The organism is Kitasatospora sp. NPDC023120, from assembly GCF_055560835.1.
Genome location: NZ_JBVHHY010000020.1, coordinates 135999 through 160977 on the forward strand (window position 1 = coordinate 135999; position 24979 = coordinate 160977).

The window sequence follows — 24979 nt, forward strand, 5'->3', positions numbered from 1 at the left end:
GGGGAGCGAAATGACCGTCAGGGCAAGATGCTGGAACGTCATAGCCGCCGCCGGCGCTGCCGGCCTCCTACTGCTGGCCACGCAGGCAGAGCCGGCTGTCGCCGGGCTCCTGACTGGCGCCGCCGTATCGGGCGTTGCATGCCTTGCCGTAGTGGAGCGCCGGCTCGCGCAACTCTCGCGGCAGAGTGAAGAGCTGGCAGCCACCAAAGCCCAATACGACGCCGCCTACTCGGCACTCTCCGGCCAACGCGAGAGGCTGCGCGCCGCGGTGGAAACCGAACTGGCGGAACGCCTGGGCGCCGCAGAGGCCCGGCGCCAGCGTGAGTGCCTCAGGGCTCGAGCGGACGGCTACGTCGAAGGGGCCACGCACGCCCTTTCCGGCCGGCTCCCGTCCGCTTTCGAGGCGGACGAGGCGGACGTCATCCCGCTGGCTGCGCGTCGGTCCAAGGCCACAGCCAACGAGCCGAGTCACTAGCTGGCGGTGTCCGGATACCCAGGCCATTCGGCAAAGCCGGGCTCGCCGAAGAAGATGAGCCCAACCCGCTGGTTCATGTCCGGGTACTTGCTTCCTCTGACGGCGGTGCGCCGGAGCTCCACGCGCACGATCACCCGCAGGACATGCCGCTGCTGAGCCAAATCGAGCTCGTTGTTCCAGACCTCGTCGATCTCGTCAGGCGAAGCGGCCAGCAGCTGATCAAGCAGCGGGTCACCAGCTGACATCAACTCACGCACCCGCCGCTCTGCGGCCTGGATCTCGGGAACGAGGCGCTGCTCCAGGGCCGCGAGCGAGCCGATTGAAAGCTTCGGCAAACGCGTGGCCGGATCAAACTCGGCGGCTTGCTGGCGCGCTTCCGCAAGCTGCTCGGTCATGATCCGTGCACGCTCGCGCTCCCGCTCCCTCTCGCCATCCGACGGTGCCGCCTGAAAAGCCATTCGAGCCTTGTCGGAACAGAGCCAATCGATGGCGGCCTCCACAACAAACGCATCAAGAGTGGCCTCTGAGACTGCCATGTGATTCCGCCGGCAGAGGTACAGCGGGCCGCGACGCTCTTTGAGTTGAGCCGGGCGCGCCTTGAGCCGAGCCCGAACGAACTCACCTTCTGCGCGACAGACCGAGCACAGTACATCCCCGACGAGAAGGTGCTTCAGGCCGCTCGTGTGCGTCGTCCGGCGACTCGGATCATCAAGCATTGCCTGCACGCGCCAGAAGACAGCCTCCTCGACAAGGGGCGGCCAGACGGCCTTGTACTCGGCGCCGTTGTGACTGCGGATCCCGATGTACGCCTTGTTCCGCAGGATCGCACGGATAGCCGACTCCTCCGTCTTGGGGCGAAGACTGCGAACAAGGGGAACAAGGGACTTGATGCTCTGCTTGGCATCTGCCCGCGCGAAGAGATCAACCACGAGCGGCCCCTCAGTGGGGTGGGGAACCTGGCCGATGAGCTCGCCGGTGTCAGGGTCATACTCTCGCTTGTAACCGAGCGGCACCCAGCCCCAGATTCCGCCACGGCGCGCGGTCAGCCTCGCGGTCCGCTCATTGCGGGCGATGATGGTCTCGCCCTCTTCCTCTGCCTGTACAGAGTCCCGCGTGAACTCTTTGAAGTCAGCCGCGTTTCGCATGTCGTAGACGCGACCGTTGTAGCAGAGGAGGATGCCGGTCTGGACGCAGAGATCACGCAAGGCTAGGGAGATGTGGAGGTTTCGAGCAACGCGGCTGCTCTCCGCGTAGACGATGACGTCGAACTTGCCCGCCTCGGCATCCGTGATCATCTCCTCGAAGCGCTCGCGAACCTTCGTAGCCCTTCGCGTAGCCGAGCGGTCTCGATCCTCATAGCGGTCGACGACCTGCCAGCCGCGCTCGGCGCACTCCATCTCCCCGACGGAAAACTGGTCTTTGATCGAGCGTCCGCGCTTGTGCCGGTCTCGGGAGGCGCGACCGTAGAGAACGGCGCGCAGGGTTCGTTGCTGGTAGGCCTCTGAGCGAGGGAGCGGGATCACGTTGCCCATACCACGTCAGCATAGGTGCTGCCGCAGGTTCACGTTGCACCATTTGAAGAAGCCGCGTGGGCACTCTGCGGCTGCCCGGCCACGGCGAAGCCGTCCGGCGTCGGGACCCAGCCCGAGTGCGGCAGCCCGGCCCGCGGATCGGCGGTGTACTCGATCGTCAACTCGGTGGTGGCACCCCGGCGGAGCGGCCTCGCCGGGGTGACGGTCAGCTTCTCGTCGTGCGTCGCGAAGTGCGCCGGACGCCCGTCGACCCGGACGGAGCGCACGGTCAGCCCGAGCGCGTCCAACTCCAGGCGGGCGAGCGTGCGGTCGGGCCGGGCGGTGATCACGGCGGTGGCGTCCACCGTGCGGCTGTCGGCCCGGTAGTCGAAGGCCAGGTCGTAGGCGAGCGCCCGGTACCCGGTGTTCCCGAGCGAGGGGAACACCGGATCGCCCAACCCGTCGACGGCCCCCGCCGACGGAACGCTCGCGGACAGCAGCACCGCACTGAGCACGAGCGACAGGGCCAGACCGGCACGGCGGCTGGATAAACGGGCCCTGGACCCGTGGGGCCTGGACAACAGGGGATCACCGCACTTCACGAGCGGAGCGGGCGCGGAAGCCGCCGGGAACAGGTAGACCGCGCACGGATGCTAGTCGACCGGCCGCCCGCCGCAGGCGCGATTCCGACGGATCGAGGGGGCACCGGGGGATGCCGGAGGGAGTCGACGACACTCCGTCGTCCCCCGGACGGCTCACAGTGATGGCACAGCCCCCGGACACGGTCTAACGTCAGGAGTGCTTCGTCCCCTGACGGACGGGGCCACGGCCGCCGGAAAACCTGGACCAGGTCCGGCGGCCGTACTTTCATGCCCGGCGCTCCCCGCTGCCCCGGCACTCCCCGCCGGGTGGACGCACCCCGTAGGCTGACGGTCGAGACGACGCCCCGTACCGGATGCCAGGAGCCGCCGTGACCAGCCCAGCTTCGCACGTTCTGGTGATCGGCGAGTGCGTCGCCGACATCGTCCGTACGGATGGCGCCCCGGACGTGGTGCACCCCGGCGGCAGCCCCGCGAACGTGGCGTACGGCCTGGCCCGCCTGGGCCGTCCGGCCACCCTGCTCACCGAGCTGGGACCGGACGCCTACGGTCGGCTGATCCGGGCGCACCTGGAGTCGGCGGGCGTGCGGGTGCGGGCCGCCGAGGTCGCGCGGACGCCCTCGGCCGTGGTGCGGCTGGACGGGCAGGGGCGGGCCCGGTACACCTTCGACATCGGCTGGACGCTCCCGCAGAGCGAGCCGACAGAGTCGGCCGAGCCGGCTGACTCCGCGGAGGCGCCCGCCGCGATCCACCTCGGCTCGATCGGCGCGATCACCGAGCCGGGCGCGGCCGCGGTGCTGGCGCTGGTGGAACGCCGGCGCGGGCGGACCCAGGTCAGCTACGACCCCAATGTGCGCCCGGCGCTGATGGGGGAGCGGGCCGAGGCCGTCCGGCGGGTCGAGCGCTGCGTGGCCCTGAGCGACCTGGTGAAGGCGAGCGACGAGGACCTGGCCTGGCTCTACCCGGGCGAGACCCCCGAGGCGGTCGTCGAACGCTGGCTGGCCCTCGGCCCCTCCGTGGTCGCGGTCACCCTCGGCGCCGACGGCGCGTTCGCCCGCACCGCCGACGGCAGCCGCGTCGAGGCGGCAGCCCTCCCGGTCCCGGTCGCGGACACCGTGGGCGCCGGGGACGCCTTCATGGCCGCCCTCCTGCACACCCGGGCCACCGGCGCCGACCTCCCGACCTGCCTCACCCACGCGGTGACCGCCGCCGCCCTGACCGTCGCCCGCCCGGGCGCCAACCCGCCCACGGCAGCCGAACTCGACGCCGCCCTGACGGACGGTCGGGAGCCCTCCTCCGCCGGCGGCGCACGGTAGCCCCGGGCCCGTCGCCCGGCTCATTCCGCGGCGGGGAGACGGACTCCTTCCCAGAGCGTTCGGTGTTCCCGCTGCGGGTCCGCCTCGATCCGCGGCGGATGGTCGATGATGCGGGTGTTCCGTCGCGCCACCGTGTACTGCGGCCAGGAGGCGAGCGGCCGGCCGGTGCGGGCGAAGCCCAGACAGTGGTCCTGGACCTCGTCCTGCACGGCGCGGAACCCCTGCCGTCCGCCGGCCAGTGTCAACAGCCGTACCGGCAGGCTGTCGACGCCGCCGAACACCGGCAGCAGTTCGATGCCGCACTCGCCCTCACCGGCCCGGCACCTCCCACGCGCCGAAGGCGCTTCCGGCAGCGGGACAGTGACCCGCCCAGGCCCCCGGACATGAGCGACACGGGCGACGGCGGGCGACGGAAGCCGGCCGCCGAGCCCGCGCGAAAACCCGTTGGCGCATCACGGCGACCGCTGTTAACGTTCCGGCAGCCGTGCGAGAGAACGAGGAGGTGGTACCCGTGAACGCGATATCGACATGGGTGCTCCCCTCCGGGGTCACGGTCGGGCGATAGGTCGTCCGGGAGCGCCGTTCATCAGCACTCCCGAAAGGCACGACCATGCACGTCACTTCCGAGCAGCGCCTCGAAGACGGCGTCCTCGAACGCGAATTCACCCTCGGCGAGATCCCCGGCATCCTGTGGACGCCTGCGCCCGCGCCCGCATCCGCACCGGCGCCGCTGATCCTGATCGGCCACCCCCCGCTCGGACTGCGCACGATGTACCCCCGGCTGGCAGCCCGGGCCCGGCACTACGCGACGCAGTACGGCTTCGCCGCGGCCACCATCGAACTCCCCGGGAGCGGTGACCGACCCCGTTGGGCAGCCGCCGATCAGGCCCGCGCCGACCTGCGCCGGGTGATGGCGGCCGGCGAGCCGGTCAGCGCCGAGCTCATCGACGCCCTCATCCTCCCGCTGGTCGACAAGGCGGTCCCGGAATGGCGGGCCGCCCTGGACGCCCTCCTCTCGCTGCCCGAGATCGGCGGCCCGGTCGGGTACGAGGGTGGAGTGATCTCCATCGGCGTCAGGCTGGCGGTGGTCGAACCACGCATCGTGGCCGCCGGTCTCTTCGCCGGGAGCTTCGTGCCCGCCGCCATGCTCGAGGAGGCCCGCCAGGTCACCATCCCGCTGCAGGTCCTGCTGCAGTGGGACGACGAAGCGAACGACCGGAAGGCAGCCCTGGACCTGTTCGACGCCTTGGGCAGCAAGGAGAAGACCCTGCACGCCAACATGGGCGGGCACACCGGCGTCCCGCAGTACGAACTCGACGCCGGGGCTCGCTTCTTCGCCCGACACCTGAAGTGATGCCGGGCGGCCGGACGGCAGCAGCCGGTAGGCGCTGCCGTCCGGCCCGCCGCTCATCGGAGGACAGGCCCCGCCCCTCCTCGATGAGCGGCACCCCGGCCGGACGGCCGGGACGCCGGGAGCGGTTGCCCTGAGTCAGCGGTTGTCGGGGCCCAGCAGTGTGGCGGCCGCGGCGATGAACGCCGCGGCTGCTTCCTTGGCCGCATGCCGCTGGGCGTCCAGTTCGGTCCGGTCGACGGCCTTGCGCAGCGCGTAGGTGGCATCCGCGGCCTGCTGCGCGGGCCCGGCCAGCTGGGGGACCAGGACCTGAAGGCGGATGTGGGGCGCGGTGATGGCCGCACGGGTGTCGTGGGACCTCGTCTGGGCCTCCAGCTGGTGCTCGGTGCCTGCCTCGGCCAGCGCCAGACGCTCCCGGTGGAACATCGCCGAGCGGTGCGCGTCCAGGGCGGCCGCGAAGTCGGTGACGGCACCGAGCTGGTCCTGACGGTGGCTGTCGGCGCGCTCCTCGGCGCGTGCGGTGCGCGCCGATCGGTGCTGGAGGAGTCCGGCGGTCAGGGCACCGGCGAGGGTGCCGAGCACGGCGACGATCGAAGGCCATATGGACATCGGGTGTCGGGTCCTCTCGGGGAGGTCGGTTTCGGTGGTGGGGTCGGTGATCGCCCCGCTCCCAGGACCGTCACCGAGCACCCGCGGGTTCCCCGAGGCGCTTCGTGTGCCGATCAGCCGGCGCCCGAATCCACCGGACGGCGGGCGGGCCTGGGTGTGCCAGGATCTACTGCTGTGATCAGCGACCCTCTTGCCGGCCTGAACGATGTGCCCTGGGCCCGACTGCGGCACTCCTACGGCATGGCCGACGACGTCCCCGGACACCTCCGGGCCATGCAGGCGGGGGACGAGGCGGGCCATTTCCCGCCGAGTGTGCTGCTGGCGAACCACATCGTGCACCAGGGCACGCGATCGCAGGCTGCGGTGTACACCGTTCCGTTTCTCGTGCGGATGGCGCTCGACCCGAGATTGGTCAACAGGCACCGGTTCGTCGCTCTGCTGGTGGCCATCGCGATCGGGCTGGACAACAACCATCTGCCGAACGGCTACGACCCCCGGGAGGACCGCGACCAGCTGGCAAGCCTGCGAGGTGAAGCCGAGGACCGGGCGCGGTGGATCGCCGAAGCCGCGGACGACGAGCAGCGCAGGCATCGCGAGGAGATCTGCGAGCAGATGCTCATCGACGCCGAAGCGGTTGTGCTCTCCTACGACGCCGTTCGGGAGGCACTTCCCGCACTCGCCGTCCTGCTGACCTCGGACAGCCCTGAGCTGCGCGCCGAGACGGCGAACCTGTTCGCATGGTTCCCCGAGTCCGCGTCGATGTCGATTCCGTTGCTGAAGGCGTTCGTCGCCGAGGAAGCCTCGCCGGGCGCCGCGGCGACGGGCGTGGTCGCCCTCGGGCTGCTCGGCGATCCGGCGGCCGTGCCCTTCGTCGAAAGCTACCTGGACAGCCCCGTCGTCGAGCTGCGCTGGGCCTCCGCCTTCGCGCTGACGCGCCTCGGCAGCGCCGATCCGGCCGTCGTCGACGTGCTGATCCAGGTCGTCGCCAGGCCGCCGGAGAGGACCGAGACGATGTCGTTCCTGAGCGGCTCCTACGGCAGCCTCGCAGTGATGGCCCTGGCCGAGACGCCCGAGGCCACGACGCTGCGGTCGGTCGAGGCCATGCTCGCCGGTCTGGCCGACTGCACGGGCGTAGAGAGGTTCCACGACAGGTACTACACGGCACACAGTCTGTTCACGCTGCTCTTCCCGGGCGAACCCGCCGAACCGCCGCAGCGCTTCGGAGACCTGAGTGACGTGCAGCGGCGGGTCGTGGAGTTCGTCGCCGACCGGGACGACTGGACCTGGCCGTACGGCGGAACGGACGCTCTGCGCCGGTGGAATGTGCCGACCGGGCACTCTGAGCTGCGTGCCTACGTCGGGACCGTTTAGTGCCGTGATGTTGCCCTGAGCTGCACTGCCGTCGTCCTCGGTGTCGCCGCCTCGATCGGCCGTCACCCTATCGGCCGGGTCCGACGCACTCCCACCGGTCTTCTACACTCCTGGGCTGCGGCGGGCCGACCCGCCGGGACCAGTCCAGCGCTCAGGGAGCCGAATCACCATGCCGATACAGCCGCTGGCCGGGGGCGACCCGGTGGAGGTGGGCCCCTACCGGCTGCTCGGGGTGCTGGGTGCGGGCGGGATGGGCCGGGTGTACCTCGCCCGGTCGGCGGGCGGTCGGACGGTCGCGGTCAAGCTGGTGCGCCCGGAGCTGGCGGACGACGAGGAGTTCCGGGTCCGCTTCGCGCGGGAGGTGGCGGCCGCGCGGCGGGTGGACGGTGCGCACACGGCGGCGGTCGTCGATGCGGACCCGGAGGCCGCTCAGCCCTGGCTGGCCACGGCGTACGTGCCGGGGCCGTCGCTCAGCCAGGCCGTCCGGCGGTACGGCCCGCTGCCCGAGGCATCGGTCCGCGCGCTCGGATACGCGCTGGCCCGTGCGCTGGTCGCCGTCCACCGGGCCGGGCTGGTCCACCGCGACCTCAAACCCTCCAACGTGCTGCTTGCCGCCGACGGGCCGCGGGTGGTCGACTTCGGCATCGCCCGTGCCGTCGACGGCGACCGCCTGACCCGTACCGGGGTCGCGATCGGCACGCCCGGCTTCATGTCACCCGAGCAGGCCAACGGCCAGGTGGTGGGCCCGGCGTCGGACGTGTTCTCGCTGGGTTCGGTGCTGGTGTTCGCCGCGACCGGTCGGGGCCCGTTCGACAGCGACTCCGGTCCGGCCGTGCAGCTGTACAGGGTGGTCCACGAGCGGCCCGACCTGGCCGACGTTCCGGACGCTCTGCGCCCGCCCGTCGAGCACTGCCTGGCCAAGGAGCCGGAGCAGCGGCCCGCACTCGTCGAACTTCAGGAGCGCCTGTCGGAAGGGGCGGCGGTCGACTGGCTGCCCGCGCCCGTCGCGACGGCGATCGCCGCGCAGTCGGCCGCCGTACTCGAACTGGAGGCCCCGACGCCCGGTCAGCGGCCCGGCGCCGTGGCCACCGCCGCGGCGCAGTCGCCGGGACGGTCCCGCCGGGCCGTCCTGTCGGGCGGCGCCGCAGCGCTGGCCGCCGTCGCGGCCGGCGGGGCGGCAGCCTGGCGGCTGACCGGCCGCAGTGGTGGGGCGAGCGGCTCCGCCGCATCCGGCCCGGGTTCTCCCGCCGGCTCGGACTCCCTGCCGCCGTCGCAGAGTCCGGGGCCGGACGGCGCGCCGAAGCCGGTCTGGACGTACGACGCGATCGGTGCGCTGAACGCGCCTCCGCTGGTGGTCGGCGGCATGGTGCTGCTCGGCGGCGACTCGGTGTTCGCGTTGGACAGTGCTTCCGGCAAGGAGCGGTGGCGGGTCCGGGACGCGGGCACGTACCAACTGGCCGCGGCCCGCGGAACGGCGTTCTTCACCGTCGCGGGGGACCTGGTCGGCTTCGACCTGACGTCGGGGGCACAGCGCTGGAGGTACACCGCCACCGCGACCGCGCCGACCCAGCTGCTCGGCGCCGACGACCACGGCGTCTACACGCTGGCCGACCGCGGCGCCGACCTGCGCGGGGTGGCCGGCTTCAGCCCGGAGACGGGGGCGGTGTCCTGGTTCTCGCAACGGCGGACGGCGCCCGAACCGGGCGTCAGCTCGCTGACGGCGCCCGACCACGTCCTCTACGGCGACGAGAAGGGGAACCTGGTCTGCCGCAGCACCGCCGACGGCCGCGAGGTGTGGTCGGTGAGCACGGGCGCCCCGCTCGGCCACCTGATGTGCTGCGACGGGGAGAGGGTCTACTGCGCCTACCGACAGCGGGGGCTGCAGGCGCTGCGGCTCGCCGACGGCAAGCAGCTCTGGTCCGTCGAGCCACCGGCGGACGGGCAGAGCGCCTACTCCCCACCCGCCGTCGCCGACGGGGTGGTCTACGCGACCGCGGCGGACACCGACGTCCACGCGTTCCACGCGGACAGCGGGCAGACGCTGTGGAGTTGCGGGCTCCCGGAGGGCACGGTCGCCCCCGTGCGGGCCCAGGTCGTCGCCCGCACGCTCGTCGTGCCGACCGGCGGCGCCACCGGGCTCTACGCGATCGACACCGCCACGGGCCGGATCCGGTGGAACTTCCGCACCGGATCCGACTCCTCGCACGACTGGCTGCTGACCACCGACGGACAACGGCTGATCGCCCAACACGGCGCCACGGTGTACGCCCTGTCGCTGACATAGCCCGTGTGCGAGACACCCAGGCGTATGGCCCAGCAGGGCCCCGGGACACGCGTGCCGACCGTTTGAGGTGATACGCGGGCACCAACGGAGTGTCCGCTGCGCGGCGGCCAGACGTCGTGGCCTGTTACGGCGCGTACGCGCAGGTCGGATCTCTTCGCGTTCGTCTGTGTGGTCAACGCGTCGCGGAGAGAGCCCAGGTGAGGTTTTGAGGGGTGGTCACGTGCGTACCACGCCGTTCGCCGACTGTGCTGCGGTTGCGCGGTGGCGGCGGACCGCGTCACGGTTGGCGCACCGTGGGGAGCAGTAGCGCTGGCGGCCGGTTCGCGTGGTGTCGGCGAAGATCGTGGTGCACTCGGCGACGGTGCACCGGCCGAGCCGGTGCATGCCGCGCCCCACCAGGTGGAACGCGGTGCCGACGGCGATCAGTGAGGACAGTACGGCGGTGAGCGGCTGGTGGTCGTCGCGGTAGTGGAGGTGCCAGCCACCGTCCGAGTGGTCGGTCAGCCGGGGGTGGGCGGCGCCGGCGGCCAGCATCCGGTTGAGCCGCTCGGCACGCTCGCGTTCGTCCGCCGCGTCGACCACCTCCTCCCAGGCGTCCAGCAGGGTGAGGGTGCGGGCCAGGTCCTGCGGCGCGACCGGTCCGTCGACCACCAGCCCGGCCGCGCGGCAGCGCTCCGTCAGCTCCTCGACGGTTCCCGGACGTCGATTGGCCAAGTCCGCGGCAAGGTTCACGGCGTCCTCGCCGTAAGGGTTGAGTTGCATAAGGCCATTACATCAGGCTGATCGGCATGAGTCACCACACCGGCACGCGGGTCGTCCTGCGCCCTGCGGAAGTTGACGATGTAGCGGAACTCGTTCGGCTGCGCGCGCTCTCGTTCGAGTTTCCCTGGGCCAACCACGGCATCCCTCCTTCCGGGGAGGAGGCCTGGTGCGACGCCCTGTCCGCGGTGCTGCACGGGCAGATCGAGGCGGACGACGTGCGGGTCCTCGTCGTCGACGGCGGGAACGGTCTCGCGGCCTACGGCGTCGGCAGCGTCGAACAGCGGCTCCCGAGCCCGCACCTGCGCACCGGCCGGGTCGGGTTGGTCATCGGGATCGCCACCGATCCGAAGTACCGCAGGCGCGATCACGGACTCGTGATCCTGCGGGACCTACTGGAGTGGTTCCGCGAGCGAGGCGCCGACCGGGTGGACCCGCTGGCCGCCGTCGAGGGAGAGCCGCTCCGCCGCGAACTCGGCTTCGCCGACCACTGCTGCGCGGCCCCGGACCGGCGCCCGTGAACGAGCACACCACGACCAGCCGCACCGTGATCGCGCGAGCCGCGACCGACCGCACCACGAACGGGGTGCGGCACGACTCCCGGAACACCGCGCATCTGCCCCGGTACCGCTGGGTGGTCCTCGCCATCGCCACCTTCACCCAGGCGGCCTCCAGCTTCTTCGTGCAGGGCATCGGGGCGATGGCCGTCCCCCTCCAACGCTCGCTGGACCTCAGTACCGCCCAGCTGGGGCTACTCCTGTCGGCTTCCCAACTGGTCCCGCTGGTCGGCCTGCTGGTGGCCGGTGAGCTGCTGGACCGCCACAACGAGCGCTGGGTCGTCGGCATCGGCGCCGGCGTGGTCGCCGCAGGCCTGCTCCTCGGAAGCCTGGCGCAGGGGTACGCGTCCCTGCTCGTCGTCCTGCTGGTCGTCGGCGCCGGCTACAGCACCGCGCAGCCCGGAGGCAGCAAGTCGGTGGCGGCCTGGTTCGACCCCGCACGGCGCGGGCTGGCGATGGGCGTGCGCCAGGCCGGACTGCCGCTGGGCGGGGCGATCGCCGCCGCTGTCCTGCCGGCGGTGGCCGCGTCCTACGGGTGGCGGACGGCGCTGATGGTCGGCGGGCTGGTCGCGCTCCTGGGAGCCGTGCTCTTCATGACCCTCTACCGGCGGCCACCCGCCAATGCGGCCGCCCGGCCCGTCCCGGGCGACATCCCCGACGACGCACCGCCCGATGTGCCGGAGGGGAGCCCGTCCATTTCGCCGCCGGCCCGGCTGCGGATGCTGCGCGAGCGCTCCATGATGAGGATCCTCCTGTCCGGCATGAGCCTGGTCTCGGTGCACGGCGGCGTCGGCGTCCTCGGCGCGCTGTACCTCCACGACGTGACGTCCCTCGGCGCGGGCCCGACCGCCGCCGTCCTGGTAGCGGCCCAGGTGGCAGGGGCGATCGGCCGGATCGCCCTGGCGGCCTGGAGCGACCGCAGCCGCGCCGGACGCTACCGGCCCGTCCTGGTCAGCATGGCCGCGGTGGCGGCGGGCCTGACCGCCCTGACCACACCGGCCGGCCAGTCCCCGCCGGCGGCCGCCCTCCTGTTCACCTGGCTCGGCTTCTTCGGCATCGGCTGGTACGGCCCCTGGGTCGCCCACCTCGCGGAATCAGCCCCACCGGGCCGGACCGGCTTCACCCTCGGCCTGATCATGGCTGTCAACCAACTGGCCGTCATCCTGGTCCCGCCCGCCCTCGGGCTGCTCCGCGACACCACCCACAGCTTCACCCCCGCGTGGGCGGCCCTCGCCGTGGTCACGGCCGTGACACTCGCGGTCACCGCACGCAGCGAGCGGACTCACCGGACGAAGGCCATGCCATGAGTGCCGGATGGCTGTCAGCGGGATCTCGGCAGTGTGAACGGTCGCCCGGGGAGGGGTGCGCGTCTCCCCCTCGGGAGGGAGGCGGATCCCCCTCGAAGTGGGATCCGCTCAGGTCGGAGGCCCGGTTGACTGGGAGTCGACGACGGGAAGGAAGACCCATGCTGCGCAGGCGACTCGGACGGCTGCTGGCCACGACGGCGACGGCCTTCGAGATCGCCGTCCTGCGCGCGCCGTTCATGTTCTGGCAGGGCCGCGGACAGGCCGCCTGCCCGGCGGTGCCCGCTTCGGACGCCACCGACGACACCCTGTACGACTGGCTCTCCGAAGTCGCCCAACTGCCGGTCTACGCCGACTCGGTGGCGCAATGTTCAAGCGCTTCTCGGCTCTGACCGGCTTCAGCGCGGCCGCGCTGGACCGCTTCGGCCACCAGGGGCTCGCGGACTCCCTGGCCGACGCCTGGCCGCCGCCCGGCATCGGCCGCCAGATCGACCTCGGCGCCCGGGTGGACCTCCGCCCCCTGCTCTCCGCCATCACCGCACCCACTTTGGTGGTCGGGTTCGCCGACAACGCGATGATTCCCGTCGAGGGCTCGCGGCAGCTCCACGCCGGCATCGCCGGCAGCCGACTCGTCGAGGTCGAGGGCCAGGGGCACATGGACTGGTTCGCCGACCCGACCGGCCTGGTCGGGCTCACCCGCGCATTCCTCGACGCCGACTGACCGCCGCCGCGCCACCGCCCCCTTTCCGTATACGAGGACCAACCAGAGGAGATCGACGTGTCCTTCCTGTCACCCGACTACCCCGAGATCATCTACGACCGGGACGAGGGCGAGGTCAGTGTCGCCTCGTTCCGCCCGGCCGGGACGCCGCCCGACTACGTCGCGCCGAACGGGTCGGCGTTCCATTACCTGTCGACCCGGCTCAGCACGAACGGGCTGTACGGCCTCTACCAGAACCGGCTCACCGGCCAGATCGGCGGCACCAGCCCGCACTTCCACAAGACGATGTCCGAGTCGTTCTACGTCCTGTCCGGCGAGATCCACATCTTCGACGGCGAGCGCTGGTTCGACGCCTCCCAGGGCGACTACCTCTACATTCCACCGGGCGGCGTCCACTCCTTCGGCAACATCTCGGGAGAGCCGGCCGAGTTCCTCATGCTCTTCGCCCCCGGCGCCGCACGGGAGGGCTACTTCGAGGGACTGGCCGACGTCGCGGCCATGACCGACGAGGAGCGGGCCGCGTTCTTCGTCCGCCACGACAGCTTCTTCACCGACATGACCAAGGGCCCCGCTGCGGACTCGTGGCAGGATCGGGCGGCCTTGCGCAAGTCCTTCAAGACGCGCTGAACACGGCTATCGTCGCCTGCCGCCCCCCCCAGACACCGGTTAGCCTCGATATTTCGTGACGGTCCGTCGGTTCATTCGGCGGGCCGTTTCGGCTGCCCGGGCTGGGGGCGGGCAGGCCTGCGGCCAGCTGTCGCGTCGGGTGAGCGCCGGGTTCCACGGCTCCGGCCAGAGGATGACTCGTCGGGACAGGACGTCGTTGCTGCTCAGCCGGGGTTCGGGAGGGCCTGGAGGCGCTCGATGCGCTGGAGAGCCCCGGACACCCGCCAGGCGTACGACGATCGCCAGGAAGCCCGGGAGAAGAAGCCCCACCCGGAGCAGGCCGTTTCAAAATCCCGATCGCGACTGAGCGCTTCAGTTGGCGAGCGAGTGCTTCGGTTGGCGGGCTGAGCCTTCGGCATCGACTGCGGCTGCGTGTCGGTCGGCGTGCTCGGTCAAGACCCCAGGATTCGCCATGGGCCGGCGACAGGGTTTCGGGGATCACACGCCTCCGGACGAGACGGCCGTGATGCAGATCACGTCGAATGCAGAACCTGCGCGCCTCGGCGGCCGTCTGGCTGGTGTGAGATCACGTAGGAGAGCACCGGATGAGCTGGACGAGGAACGCCTCGTCCGGCTGGTGGCCAGAGGTGACCGCAGGGCGTTCGACGAGTTGTACCGACGTACGTCGCCGTGGCTGGCGGTGCGGCTGCGCCGTCGTTGTGCCGATGAGCAGATCGTCGCCGAGGTCATGCAGGAGACCTATCTGGCGGTGTGGCGCGCGGCCGGCGCGTTCGCCGGGAGCGCGGTCGGCGGGTCGGCCGTCGGGTGGCTGTGGACGATCGCGGCGCGCCGTCTCGTCGACGCGTTCCGGCGCCGTGCCCACCACGCCGAACCGCCGGTCGCCGCCGCCGAGCGGGCGGTGGTGCCCGCAGCGGAGGAGGAGGCACTCGCCAAGGCCGTCGGCGGGGACGTCGGCGACGCCCTGCGGCGACTGGCGCCGGAACTCCGAGAGGTACTGCAGGCCACGGTGCTCGACGGGCTGTCCGTCCGGGAGACCGCCGTCCTGCTCAGACTGCCCGAAGGCACGGTCAAGACCCGCGCCCGCCGGGCCCGGATAGCGATGCGGGAGGCGCTGGCATGAATGGGGAACACGCGTCGAGGCGGTTGCTCGACGACTATGCACGTGGCGACAGGGCGATGGCAGCGGACACGGTATGGGCGCTGGAGGCCCATCTGGAGACGTGCGCTCCGTGCCGGAGCCGCCTGGCGGTTTCCGTGGCCACCGAGGCACCCGGCATCGCCGCGCTCGTCGACACCGTCCGGGCCGGTCTGGAACCGCAGTTGGACGCGGCCGTCAGGGCGCCCTGGCGGCGGCGCCGGCCGAGGTGGGTCTCGGCCTGGATGACGCCGGTCATGACCCCGTGGCTGGCCATGACCCTCGCCGTCACCCTGGTGGCGCTGCTGCTGGACGCGGTCGCGTCGCCAAATCTCTTCGGCGACGCCTCTCCCGTGTTGCTGGTCGCGCCCGTGCTGCCGATGTGCGGGGTCGCCGCATCGTGGTCGCGCGGCCTGGACCCGGCGCATGAACTGACGGCCTCGACCGCCCGGGCCGGCCTGCCCCTGCTCCTGCGGCGCACCACGGCGGTCCTCGTGGTGGTCCTGCCCGGGCTCCTGGTGGGGGGATGGCTGACCGGAACCATGACGGCCGCCCAGTGGTTGCTGCCCTCCCTGGCCTTCACCTCCACCGCCCTGGCCCTGGGCAGCGTGGTCGGCGTCACCCGCGCCGCCGCCGGGCTGGCGGTCGCGTGGGCCGTCGTCGTGGCACCCGCCTGGGCCACCGGCCACGTCCCCGCTCTCCTGCAACTCGCCCTGCAGCCGGACCAACTGCCCGTGTGGGGACTGCTCCTCGCGCTCGGCACCGGCGCCGTGATCGCCCGCAGGAACGCCTACTCAACGCTGTGAAACCATCGACGACCCCCGAAAGGAACCGCATGACACCGCCGACTGGCGCGGCCGACACTACGCCGAAGACGTACGCCTGGGAGATCCGGGCCAGCGGCCTGAGAGTACGCGTCGGACGGAAGAAGATGGCCGTCGACGGGCTCGACCTCTCCCTGGGCACCGGCGCCCACGGCCTCCTCGGGCCCAATGGAGCGGGAAAGACCACCCTGATCCGGGCGCTGGCCACCGTGCTGCGCCCCACCGAGGGCGAACTGGAGCTGCTCGGCACCTCCGTGGGCCCGATGGGCGACCACCGGGCCCTGCGTCGCCGGATCGGCTACCTGCCGCAGGAGTTCGGCTACTACAAGCGCTTCACGGTGCGTGAGTTCGTCGAGTACATGGCCTGGTTGAAGGAGGTCCCGAAGGCGGACGTCCCCGCGGCCGTCCAGCGGGCCGTGGAACGGGTGGGCCTGGCGGACCGCGCCGACCACCGGATGAAGACCCTGTCCGGCGGCATGCTGCGGCGCGCCGGCATCGCCCAGGCCATCGTCAACGACCCCGCAGTACTGCTGCTGGACGAGCCGACGGCCGGCCTGGACCCGGCGCAGCGGCTGCGCTTCCGCGAACTGCTGCAGGAACTGGGCCGCGACACCTGCGTGGTCGTCTCCACCCACCTGGTCGAGGACGTCGCGGCCGCCTGCTCCGACGTGGTGCTCTTCGCCGACGGCCGCCTCGTCTTCCAGGGCACGCCGGACGACCTGGCCGCCGCGGGCGGCCCCGAGCACCCGGGCGACAGCCCCCTGGAGCGCGGCTACTCCGCGCTGCTCCAGGGCTCCGGGCAGCAGGGAGGCACCTGGTGAACGGACGTGTCCTGCGCATCGAACTGAAGCGCTCCGCCGCCCCGTGGCCCGGCATCGTCGTCCTGGGAGGCAGCCTGGCGGTCCTCTGCCTGATCGACGGGATCTGGTGGAAGGGCACCGCGGGGTGGACGGCCCAGTGGACCTCCATGGCCATGTGGACCCGCTACCTGCTGTCCTTCTGGTGGCCGCTCGTGGTCGGCATAGGGGCGGTGTACGGGCTGCGCGAATCCCGCTCACGGATGACCGAACTGCTGACCACCACACCGGTGCCGGCCTGGCGCCGTGCGGCGCTGCCGGCCGGGGCGATCGCGCTCGCGCTGGCATCGGGCTTCGGCCTCCTGATCCTCGTGGGCGCGGTCCAGGTGGCCCTCGGCCCCACCACCTACATGCCCCTCGGGTGGCTGCCGATCTCCCTCGTGGCGGCGCTGGCCCTGGTCGCGGGGGCCGTGTTCGGTATGGGCGTCGCGCGGGCCCTGCCCTCCGTGCTCACCCCGCCGGCCCTCGCGCTGCTCTTCCTGATGGCGACGGCCTTCCTCCAGGAGAACGGTGACGGGGCACTGCCGTCGACCATCGCGCCGAACCGGCTCGCGCTGCTTTCCCCGGTGACCGTGGAACCGCGGGAGATGCTGCTGACCCTGTCCGGGTCCGTCCACCTCGGCCAGACACTCTGGCTGCTCGGCCTGCTCGCCACCGGCTTCGCCCTGTTGTCGGCCACGACGCACCGGGCCCGCCTGCTCGCAGTGACCCCCGTGCTGGCCGGCGCGGCCCTGGCCCTGCTGGTCCTCCCGGCCGCCGCACACGACACCTACGTCGTCGACAAGGCCGCCGCCGCCCCGGTCTGCGACGGACCGGTGTGCGTGACACAGGCGAACCACTCACACCTGCCCGAGCTCGCGCTGCGCGGCAAGGAGGCGCTGCGCGTGCTGCACGACGTCCTGGGCGACAAGGCGCCGAACTCGGTTCGGGAGGACACCGAGCTGCGCGCGCTCGGGGACGCACGCGAACTCTCCGGCGACGTGGTCCTGGTCGACTTCGACGAACGGCTGTTCGCCGATGCGACGGGCGAGAAACTTGCCCGCGCACTGGTCGCCCAGGGTCTGGCACCGAGCTGCCACGGGAACAACGCCCTCGAGGGCGGAGGATTTGCCGACGTCGCCCTCCAGAGCATCGCCGCGAGCTGGGCCCTGCGCGATTCCCAGCTCCACCCGCTGGGGGAGAAGGGCAGCGACGCGTACTCGCTCAAGACCTGGGCGGATGCCGATGTCGCCTGGCAGAAGCTGACGGCGCTGTCACCGGCCGAGCAGCGCTCGCGGATCGCCGAGGTGCGCGCCGCCGCCCTCGCCTGCACGGGATACGACAAGCTTCCGGTACTGGCGGGGGAGGCGTCGCGATGAGATGGCTGATCCTGTACGCCCGTTCACGGCAGGCGCCCACTTCGGCCGCCGCGATCATGCTCGTCACGCTGACGGTGTGGACATTCGACCGGGGCGGCCCGGGGCCGGTGGACCTGGGAATGGCGGTCCTGGTCCTCACCACGCACGTGGCGGCCGCGTCCGTCGGGCTCGGCGGACGGGATGTCGCGCTGGAGCGGACCGCCGCGATCCGGTGGGCACCCCGCCGGGCCGTGCACGTGCTGCTGATCGGGGCGTTCGCCGGTGCGGCGCAGCTGGCGGTCCAAGCAGCGGGCGCGAAGCTCGCCCCCACCGGGGTCGTCGTCCGGGACAGCGCGGGCCTGGTCGGCCTGGCCGCGCTCGGTGCGGCGCTCTGCGGGGCCCAGCTCGCCTGGACGCTGCCGACCGGCTGGCTCGCGTTCACCCTCCTCGTCCCGACTCCGCGTGGCACTGTGGGGGAGGTGGTCAACTGGATGATTGTTCCCCCCGGCACGGCGGCGTCCACCGCGATCGCGTGGGCCCTGTTGGCAACCGGCACCGTGGTGTACGCCACAGCAGGACCACGGCGGTAACGGACGTGGCGGGGGTGGGTATCCGTCGGACCTGACGGATGACCAGTGGGTGCTGATGGAGCCGTTGCCGCCGGCGAGGGTCGGTCCGAAGGGCGGGCGGCGGGAGAAGCACCGCGGCGGCGGATCGTCGACGCGATCTTCTACGTGGTCCGGGCGGGGTGCCGCAACGGTACGGCGCCGACGTCGGCCTGCCGGGAAAAGGGCCGGGTGTTGCAGAATCCGCCCCCGCCGGGAGCGACGCGCCGGCTCAGGAGCGAGACGGTCGGTTCGACCGGTGCGGCCGCACACGCTTCGCCGGGCCGCCGCGCACGGCAGCCGACATCCCAGGTCTCCGCACCCGCGACGATTTCAGCCGCCAGTGAGGCGGGTGACCAATCGGCGGCGGTGGTCCGCGCGCCGCCGGACGACGGAACGGTCGAGTCGCGTACGACGAGCTCGGTGCCCACCTGCATAGAACCCGACGCCCGACGCGTCTACCCCGAAACCGATCACGATGCCCAATCCCGTGCCTTCGTCGCGGATCTACGGGTGGTTCATCCCCGGAGCCGGTACGGACGGTTCCGGCCTGCTCCACCTCCTCGCGGTCATCGGCACTCAAGAAATCGCCGAACCGACACCTTGAGGACCCTGCCTGCTCAGCTGGCACCGCACCCCAAGGAGGCGATCGCCGGTGCGTGGGCCCGTGCCGTGGTAGCCCAACCGGCGCGCGGGCCGGGACCGGTATGCGGCACGCCGAGGGAGCTGAACAGGCGCTACGTGTCGGAGGCGGTGACCGACGGGGCGGCGCCGCCGTTGACCCAGGGGCTCATCGCGCCCGTCTCGAACCCGTCGTTGGCCGCAGCGCCGATGCCCGGTCGCTGCCGGGGCGGCCGGCTGCGACGGTGGCGTAAACGCCGAGCCGACCACCGCAGGCAACGGGACGAGACCAGGGTCGACCGCGGCCCGGGCTCGGCGGGCGCTAATCCCAGCGCCCGCCGAGCAGCATTCCGGGCCGTGGTCTCCCTGCCTGACCCCGCATCCGGGGAGACGCGGCCGGCACCAGCCGGGTGCGGTCGGGGGCTTGGAGCCGCGGCTGGCAGCCGAACCGGTCGGCCGAAGGCCCCGCCACGCCGCGATCTCCCCTGCCGGGCTGCTGCCCCACGCCGGCGGGTGGCAGGGCCCCGCGGTCAGCACCACCACGAAGGCCGCCGGCCGGTGTCAGACCTCGACGAACACCGGGTTCCCGTAGAACCAGAGGTCCTCCCACGGGTCGGCGGCCGCCGGGACGTCCATCGCGGGGCCTGCCGGGTCGACTGCCTTGCCGAGCAGGCCGGGGGCGGTGCGCTTGCCGTCGGTGCCACGGACCCGGAGGTAGCAGGACTGGTCGGCGGTGAACTCCTGGACGAGCGTCACGGTGCCCTGGCGCTCGTCCACCTCCCAGGACCGTACGACCCGGGTGTCCGGCGCGGTGATGGTGTCGCGGTCGGTGACCGGCCCGGTGACGCGGCCCTTGATCAGGTCGACACGGGCGAGCACCGGCACCAGGCCCGCGTGGTTCGGCGTCTCGGTGAGCCGGATCTCGACGACCACCTCGACCGTGGCGCCGCGCCTGACGCGCAGCCGTCCGCCCATCGGCACGCCGCGATGCGGGGCGCCCTTCTCCTGGACCCGTACGTCGAGGCCGCTGATCAGGTCGCCGTGGCAGGCCCACACCCGTCCGGCGCGCAGTCCGTCCATCACCGCGCGGTGGCCGTAGGTGGTGGCGCCCACCCAGGTCTTGGAGTAGGCGCCGGGTGGCAGCGCGCTGTACGTGGTCACCGGACGGCCGGCGTTCACCGGGGCGGGGAAGTGCCCGGTGCCGGCGAAGGTGTGGCCCTCGGCGTCGAAGGGCGTGTTGTCGTACGCGGTTTCGTTCAGCGGGTCGACGGGGTTCTTCACCCAGTCGCCGCACGCCTGGTGTCCGTCCGAGGTCGCGGTGATCCACCACGGCTTGCCCTCGGCGAGCATGCTGTCCCACACGCCGCCCACGGTTGCGGTCATCCAGTCGAAGCCGCCGTGGGTGCGGTAGCTCTCAGCCGGGTAGCCGGGGAAGGACCAGGTGCCGGGCGCGTTGTCGTACAGACCGCGGGCTCGCGCCATGCAGGGGGCGGGCAGGCCGGCCGCCTGGTGGCCGGGGGCGCCTTCCATACCGATGACGATCTCGGGCGCGGTGTCGCGCCACGCGCGCAGCTCGTGCGGCGAGTCGATGCCCTTGCGGGAGGGGTGGTTGGGCAGTACGAGGGCGTCGGCGACACGTCCGCAGCGGACGGCGTCGCGAAGGAAGGTCAGCGCCTTGATCGCGGCCGCCTCGTTTACGGGTGTGCCGTCGCGGGTGCCCGTGACGAGGGCGTCGTGCTGGTTGACGAACTCCTGGAGGAACGCGGCCTCGCCGGCCCCCGGCGCGAGCATCAGGGTGGTGTGCTCGGCCCCCGGGATGTTCCACTCCAGCCCCTGGAAGACCAGGATGTCCTCCCGGTAGCGCTCGCGCGCCGCGCGCAGGTCGGCGTACCGGTCCTCGATACTGTGCGCGGCGAAGGCCGCGTTGCCGTGGTCGGTGATCGCCAGCCAGTCCAGACCGTGGGCCATGCCGCGCCGCACCTGGTCGGCAACCGGGTACATCGCGTCGTTGCTGTACAGGCTGTGCAGGTGGTGGTCGCCCGCGAGCCAGACGAAGCCGCCGCGCGGCACCCGCCGCTCCTCGCGTGACACCGCCGCCGAAGCCGTGGGCGAGGCGAGCGTGCCCGCCGCCCCTGCCAGTCCCGCCGTCGCCAGTCCTGCACCGGCGCCGCGCAGAAAACCGCGCCGACCGACCTGCTGTGCCATGTTGTTGCCTTTCGTTTGCATCTGAGCGGGATGAAACGTAGGGGCGTTTGATTTTGTTGAGTTGAAGTGCGCCGGGCTCCCGGGTGAACCCGCCCCTAACCTCGCGCGTCACGAGCGGGCCGACACCTGGAACGACGACTGCCTGTGCGGGTCCTGCCGCCAGGCCGACGCAGGCCAGAAGGCCTCGGCTGGGTCCCCGACGGCTCCGGCGGCCACCGCGGCCAGATGGCCGTCCTCGTCAAACCCAACGGCCCGTTCGGCCACCTCTACCTGGCCGCCATCAAGCCCTTCCGCTACCTCGGCGTCTACGACAGCCTGCTGCGGACCATCGGCACGCGCTGGCAGAAGCAGTCCGGCACCGCCCCGCGCACCTGACCGGCTCCGCCACGAGGGGCCCACGGGGGTGGGCGCCTTGCGGCTCGTCAACAGCGGGTGGCGAGAGCGCGGGCGGTGCCTCCTTCCCGAGCGGATGGAGGCACTCACCCGGCGGGTTGCCTGGTCCGGTCGGGATCCGTCGCGGGAAGATCGTTCCGGCAATGGTCCGCCGTGCCGACCGGCGGGCCCGTACGGGCACCAGCCGAACCCGCCCGGCTTCCTGCGAGGACACCTCGCCACCCGCTACTCCGGAGGGCCACACGACACGGATCAGCCGCGAGGCCATCCTGAGGACGGCGACCTTCTGGCTCCGCCCGGCGTTCGCGCTGCGCGTGTTCAGCAGGTTCCAGCGACTCGTGGGCTTCGACCGCTCGATGGCCCTGGCCTCCTCCGCGCTCACCGCGCTGGTGCCCCTGGCCATCCTCCTCGGCGCGCTCGTGGCCCGCCTGGGCGGCGGCAAGGACGTCGCCGAGCGCATCATCGACCGCTACGGCCTCACCGGGGACGGCGCCGAAGCCGTACGCCACCTCTTCTCCTCGGCGGGCGACTGGACCACCACGGGACTCTTCGGGGTCGCCTTCCTGCTCGTCTCGGTGCTGAGTTTCGCGCGGGCCGCCCAGCGGCTCTTCGAACAGGGCTGGGAGCTGCAGCCGTTGAGCGTCCGCAACACGGTGAACGGCCTGAAGTGGATCTCGCTGCTGGCCGCGTACACCGCGCTGAGCGGCTGGGTCCACGCCGAACTCGGCCGCGGACCGCTGGAACTGGGAGCGGCCCTCGTGGAGGCGCCGCTGACGGCGGGCTTCCTCGTCTGGGGCGGTCGGCTCCTGTCCGCCGGCCGGATCCGCTGGCTCGACCTCCTGCCGTTCGGGTCCATCGGGGCGGTCCTGCTGAGCGGCTACTCGGTGGCGATGGGCGTCTACCTGCCCCACCTCCTCGATTCCTCCACGGACCGCTACGGCGCGATCGGGGCGGTGTTCGCCATGCTCTCCGCCCTGTTCGGGGCGATGCTCGCGACCGTGGCCTCGGCAGCGCTCGGAAGAGAGGTGGGCGACGAACTCGACAGGATCGGCCGCGGCGAGCGCCCGCCGGACAACGAGGTCCGCCAGCAATGGGACACGGTGCTCCGTCAGGCACGGTCACGCTGGCAGACGAGCCGGAGCCAGAACGTCCTGGGCCGCCTGAAGAGGAAGCACTGAGCACCCGACAGCCGGCCGGGCACGACGTACCCGTCCTGGTGCGGGCGGATCCCGGTGGGGTACGCGCCGGCGGGAACCACCGGGGGTGGCCGATCCCGCCGGCCCTTGGGGGGGGGGAACCACTGGAAGCTGCGCGTCGACCGGGCGAGGATGCAGCTCATGCGTCATGCCCACACCGACCCTGAGCTGATGGACCTGGTCCGCCGATTCGTCACGCCCGGACGACGGTACCTTCGGTTGGGTGGAAGCTCGCTGCGGTTGAGGGGGCCTGAGCGCGAAGTGTTCATGGGGGAGCTGGTCCAGGCTGCCGCGGAGATCACTCCTGCCGAGCTCGACATCCTGTTCGAGGGCGGATGGCGGGAGCGCAAGACTGCTTCCTGGCTGGTTGCCGTGGCCGGCCGGACGGAGTTCCGCAGCCGTGTCGGCGAACTCCTGCTCGCCAGCGAGGGGCCCTATGCCGGCGCGGCCTACTGCGTCACCCTCGCCACGTTCGGCGACAGCAGGGACGCCGATCTGCCGGGCGAGTGATCGCGACGTCGGCGAAGGCCCGCGGGAGCGAGAGCGGATCACCTGGAGACTCCCGTGTCGCTGACGCGGAGGGCCCTCGGGCTGCCGCACAGTGGGCGGACGTGATCGCCGCGGCGGAGCAACGGGGAATCGATGACTGTGACCAACGGGAGCAGACGGCCCCGACCGGGAGCACCGGCCACACCCGGTCACCGCGAGGCGGGCGGTCGTGAGTAGCGGCTCCTGGACCCTCACGGTGGTGTCCGGGGTCGCCGCGGCCTACGCGCTCACCTCCAGGCGACTGGCCACCTCACCGGTGTCCGCCGCCATGGTCTTCGTCGGCGCCGGTATCGCCATCGGTCCCGTCGGCCTGGACCTGGTGAGCCTGAGCCACGACACCGAACCCCTGCGCATCCTGGTGGAAGCCGCGCTGACCCTGGTGCTGTTCACCGACGCGACGACCGTGCGCCCGACGGACCTGCGCAGCGGCGGCGCGCTGCCCGGGCGGCTGCTGTCGATCGGGCTGGTCCTCACCATGGGCGCCGGATGGCTGCTGGCCTGGCCGCTCCTTCCGGGCCTCACCGGGTGGGAGCTCGCGCTGGTCAGCGCGATCCTCGCCCCCACTGACGCGGCCCTCGGCAAGAGCGCCATCTCCGATCCCCGGGTGCCCGGCCTGGTACGGCAGACCCTCAATGTGGAGAGCGGACTGAACGACGGCCTGGTGCTGCCCTTCTTCGTGGTCTTCCTCGCGGCCATTCCCGGCACCTCCTACGCGCACCAGGGCGTGGCCGACACGTTCTGGCGCGCCCTGCTGCTCAGTCCCGCACTCGGCCTCGCCGTCGGCGGTATCGGCGGCCGGCTCCTGGCCCTGTCGATCGACCGCCGCTGGGTCGCGTCGGACTGGCGTCCCGTCTACGTGCTCGCCGCGGCCACCCTCGCCTACACCCTGGCCACGGTCACCCGCGGAAGCGGCTTCATCGGCGCATGGGTGGCCGGCTTCGCCTTCGCCTACGCCCTGAGCCGAGGTGATCGTCCGTCGGGCGAGGTGGCCCGCACCACCGAACTGGCCGAGGACCTCGGCGGCCTGCTGGCCATGCTGAGCCTGCTGTTCTTCGGAGCGGTGCTGCTCGGCCCCGCGCTGCAGCACCTCAGCTGGCGGATCGTCGGATACGCCCTGCTGAGCCTGACCGTGATCCGGATGGTCCCGGTCGCGCTCGCCCTGGCCGGAAGCGGGCTGAGAGCGCCGACCGTCGCCTACGTCGGCTGGTTCGGCCCACGCGGCCTCGCCTCGATGGTGTTCGGACTCCTGGTCGCCGAGGAGCACATCCACGGCGTGGGCCCGATCAGCGAGGTGGTCGCGATCACCGTCGGACTCAGCGTGCTGCTCCACGGGGCATCGGCCGCGGTCATCGCCGCCCGCTACGGGCACTGGTACCAGCGAGCCGCCGCAACCGTGCCCCTCCGCGAGAGCACCGCCACGCCCGTCACGCCGCGACGCCGCAGACTCGGCCGGGTGGAGACCGACTGAGAAAGTGTCGGGTAACTGGCTGACTACTCGTTCTTGAGGTCGTCGGCGAGGCGGCGGGCTGCTTCGGCCTCGATGGGGCCGCGTGGTTCGATCTCCTCGCCGGCGAGGCGGGCGGCCATGAGGCGGATCATGGCGACCTTGATCATCGCTTCGGCGTGCGCGGTCTTGCGCTCGTAGTCCCGTGCCAACCGTCTGCACCGTCCCAGCCAGGAGAATGTCCGTTCCACCACCCACCTGCGTGGCAGCACCTGGAACCCTTTCACATCCGCGTTGCGGGGCACCGCCACGACCATCAGGTTCTCGCG

24 protein-coding genes and 2 pseudogenes are annotated in these 24979 nt (G+C 72.0%); 19 read left to right on the forward strand and 7 right to left on the reverse strand.

Annotated elements, in window-relative coordinates:
- Positions 1-10: 10 nt before the first annotated feature.
- Positions 11-475 (forward strand): hypothetical protein, encoded by a 465-nt coding sequence (locus ACZ3TI_RS27945; protein WP_465730858.1) that lies wholly within the window; start codon positions 11-13, stop codon positions 473-475.
- Here ACZ3TI_RS27945 and ACZ3TI_RS27950 read toward each other — a convergent pair.
- Positions 472-2007 (reverse strand): recombinase family protein, encoded by a 1536-nt coding sequence (locus ACZ3TI_RS27950; protein WP_465730860.1) that lies wholly within the window; start codon positions 2005-2007, stop codon positions 472-474. The genes ACZ3TI_RS27945 and ACZ3TI_RS27950 overlap by 4 nt on opposite strands.
- 29 nt (positions 2008-2036) lie before the next feature.
- Positions 2037-2501 carry a hypothetical protein gene (locus ACZ3TI_RS27955; protein WP_465730861.1) on the reverse strand — a complete coding sequence of 155 codons (465 nt, stop codon included), beginning with the start codon at positions 2499-2501 and terminating at the stop codon, positions 2037-2039.
- Positions 2502-2956: 455 nt separating this feature from the next.
- On the opposite strand from ACZ3TI_RS27955, the gene ACZ3TI_RS27960 reads away from it, so the two are divergent.
- Positions 2957-3901, forward strand: a complete 945-nt coding sequence (locus ACZ3TI_RS27960; RefSeq protein ID WP_465730863.1) for a carbohydrate kinase family protein — start codon at positions 2957-2959, stop codon at positions 3899-3901.
- A 20-nt stretch (positions 3902-3921) separates the two neighbouring features.
- On the opposite strand, the gene ACZ3TI_RS27965 is transcribed toward ACZ3TI_RS27960, so the two are convergent.
- Positions 3922-4182, reverse strand: coding sequence for a hypothetical protein (locus ACZ3TI_RS27965; RefSeq protein WP_465730865.1), 261 nt, complete (start codon positions 4180-4182; stop codon positions 3922-3924).
- Positions 4183-4511: 329 nt separating this feature from the next.
- On the opposite strand from ACZ3TI_RS27965, the gene ACZ3TI_RS27970 reads away from it, so the two are divergent.
- Positions 4512-5255 (forward strand): alpha/beta hydrolase, encoded by a 744-nt coding sequence (locus ACZ3TI_RS27970; protein WP_465730867.1) that lies wholly within the window; start codon positions 4512-4514, stop codon positions 5253-5255.
- 135 nt (positions 5256-5390) lie between these two features.
- On the opposite strand, the gene ACZ3TI_RS27975 is transcribed toward ACZ3TI_RS27970, so the two are convergent.
- Complete coding sequence (locus ACZ3TI_RS27975; RefSeq protein WP_465730869.1) at positions 5391-5861, reverse strand: hypothetical protein; 471 nt, start codon at positions 5859-5861, stop codon at positions 5391-5393.
- Between the two features lie 174 nt (positions 5862-6035).
- Here ACZ3TI_RS27975 and ACZ3TI_RS27980 point away from each other — a divergent pair, with 174 nt between their 5' ends.
- Together ACZ3TI_RS27980 and ACZ3TI_RS27985 are read left to right on the forward strand one after the other, a co-directional pair.
- Positions 6036-7232, forward strand: a complete 1197-nt coding sequence (locus ACZ3TI_RS27980; RefSeq protein WP_465730871.1) for a HEAT repeat domain-containing protein — start codon at positions 6036-6038, stop codon at positions 7230-7232.
- Between the two features lie 169 nt (positions 7233-7401).
- A complete protein-coding gene (locus ACZ3TI_RS27985) occupies positions 7402-9516 on the forward strand; it encodes a protein kinase domain-containing protein (protein ID WP_465730873.1) in 2115 nt (704 codons plus the stop codon).
- A 216-nt stretch (positions 9517-9732) separates the two neighbouring features.
- Here the strand turns inward: ACZ3TI_RS27985 and ACZ3TI_RS27990 are convergent, their stop codons facing one another.
- Complete coding sequence (locus ACZ3TI_RS27990) at positions 9733-10278, reverse strand: CGNR zinc finger domain-containing protein (RefSeq protein WP_465730875.1); 546 nt, start codon at positions 10276-10278, stop codon at positions 9733-9735.
- A 26-nt stretch (positions 10279-10304) separates the two neighbouring features.
- Between ACZ3TI_RS27990 and ACZ3TI_RS27995 the strand changes: the two genes are divergently transcribed.
- The 10 genes from ACZ3TI_RS27995 to ACZ3TI_RS28040 all read left to right on the forward strand — a co-directional run bounded on the left by ACZ3TI_RS27995 (position 10305) and on the right by ACZ3TI_RS28040 (position 18227).
- On the forward strand, positions 10305-10796 hold the full coding sequence (locus ACZ3TI_RS27995) for a GNAT family N-acetyltransferase (protein WP_465730877.1): 492 nt from the start codon (positions 10305-10307) through the stop codon (positions 10794-10796).
- A gap of 65 nt (positions 10797-10861) precedes the next feature.
- Entirely contained in the window at positions 10862-12139 is a 1278-nt protein-coding gene (locus ACZ3TI_RS28000; RefSeq protein ID WP_465730911.1) for an MFS transporter, read from the forward strand.
- A gap of 158 nt (positions 12140-12297) precedes the next feature.
- Positions 12298-12528 carry a hypothetical protein gene (locus ACZ3TI_RS28005; RefSeq protein WP_465730879.1) on the forward strand — a complete coding sequence of 77 codons (231 nt, stop codon included), beginning with the start codon at positions 12298-12300 and terminating at the stop codon, positions 12526-12528.
- On the forward strand, positions 12504-12857 hold the full coding sequence (locus tag ACZ3TI_RS28010; RefSeq protein WP_465730881.1) for an alpha/beta fold hydrolase: 354 nt from the start codon (positions 12504-12506) through the stop codon (positions 12855-12857). Before ACZ3TI_RS28005 ends, ACZ3TI_RS28010 begins: the two co-directional genes overlap by 25 nt.
- A 57-nt stretch (positions 12858-12914) precedes the next feature.
- Positions 12915-13484: a cupin domain-containing protein gene (locus ACZ3TI_RS28015; protein WP_465730883.1), complete on the forward strand. Its 570-nt coding sequence runs from the start codon at positions 12915-12917 to the stop codon at positions 13482-13484.
- A 616-nt stretch (positions 13485-14100) separates the two neighbouring features.
- On the forward strand, positions 14101-14604 hold the full coding sequence (locus ACZ3TI_RS28020) for an RNA polymerase sigma factor (protein ID WP_465730885.1): 504 nt from the start codon (positions 14101-14103) through the stop codon (positions 14602-14604).
- A complete protein-coding gene (locus ACZ3TI_RS28025) occupies positions 14601-15425 on the forward strand; it encodes a zf-HC2 domain-containing protein (protein WP_465730887.1) in 825 nt (274 codons plus the stop codon). The genes ACZ3TI_RS28020 and ACZ3TI_RS28025 overlap by 4 nt, the downstream gene beginning before the upstream one ends.
- Before the next feature lie 29 nt (positions 15426-15454).
- Entirely contained in the window at positions 15455-16264 is an 810-nt protein-coding gene (locus ACZ3TI_RS28030) for an ABC transporter ATP-binding protein (protein WP_465730889.1), read from the forward strand.
- Complete coding sequence (locus ACZ3TI_RS28035; RefSeq protein WP_465730891.1) at positions 16261-17658, forward strand: hypothetical protein; 1398 nt, start codon at positions 16261-16263, stop codon at positions 17656-17658. The genes ACZ3TI_RS28030 and ACZ3TI_RS28035 overlap by 4 nt, the downstream gene beginning before the upstream one ends.
- A complete protein-coding gene (locus tag ACZ3TI_RS28040; RefSeq protein ID WP_465730893.1) occupies positions 17655-18227 on the forward strand; it encodes a hypothetical protein in 573 nt (190 codons plus the stop codon). The genes ACZ3TI_RS28035 and ACZ3TI_RS28040 overlap by 4 nt, the downstream gene beginning before the upstream one ends.
- A gap of 1197 nt (positions 18228-19424) precedes the next feature.
- Here ACZ3TI_RS28040 and ACZ3TI_RS28045 read toward each other — a convergent pair.
- Positions 19425-21068: a PHP domain-containing protein gene (locus ACZ3TI_RS28045; protein WP_465730895.1), complete on the reverse strand. Its 1644-nt coding sequence runs from the start codon at positions 21066-21068 to the stop codon at positions 19425-19427.
- Between the two features lie 183 nt (positions 21069-21251).
- Between ACZ3TI_RS28045 and ACZ3TI_RS28050 the strand changes: the two are divergent.
- From ACZ3TI_RS28050 to ACZ3TI_RS28065, 4 genes and pseudogenes are all read left to right on the forward strand, one after another.
- A pseudogene (locus tag ACZ3TI_RS28050) lies at positions 21252-21443 on the forward strand (DUF2867 domain-containing protein); the annotation flags it as partial.
- A gap of 161 nt (positions 21444-21604) precedes the next feature.
- Positions 21605-22639 carry a hypothetical protein gene (locus ACZ3TI_RS28055; protein ID WP_465730897.1) on the forward strand — a complete coding sequence of 345 codons (1035 nt, stop codon included), beginning with the start codon at positions 21605-21607 and terminating at the stop codon, positions 22637-22639.
- 159 nt (positions 22640-22798) lie between these two features.
- Positions 22799-23155, forward strand: a pseudogene (locus ACZ3TI_RS28060) (DUF6000 family protein); the annotation flags it as partial.
- A 220-nt stretch (positions 23156-23375) separates the two neighbouring features.
- Complete coding sequence (locus ACZ3TI_RS28065; RefSeq protein WP_465730899.1) at positions 23376-24674, forward strand: cation:proton antiporter; 1299 nt, start codon at positions 23376-23378, stop codon at positions 24672-24674.
- Between the two features lie 23 nt (positions 24675-24697).
- Here ACZ3TI_RS28065 and ACZ3TI_RS28070 read toward each other — a convergent pair.
- Positions 24698-24979, reverse strand: a 282-nt coding sequence (locus ACZ3TI_RS28070) for a transposase (protein ID WP_465730901.1), incomplete at its 5' end; no start/stop codon positions are given.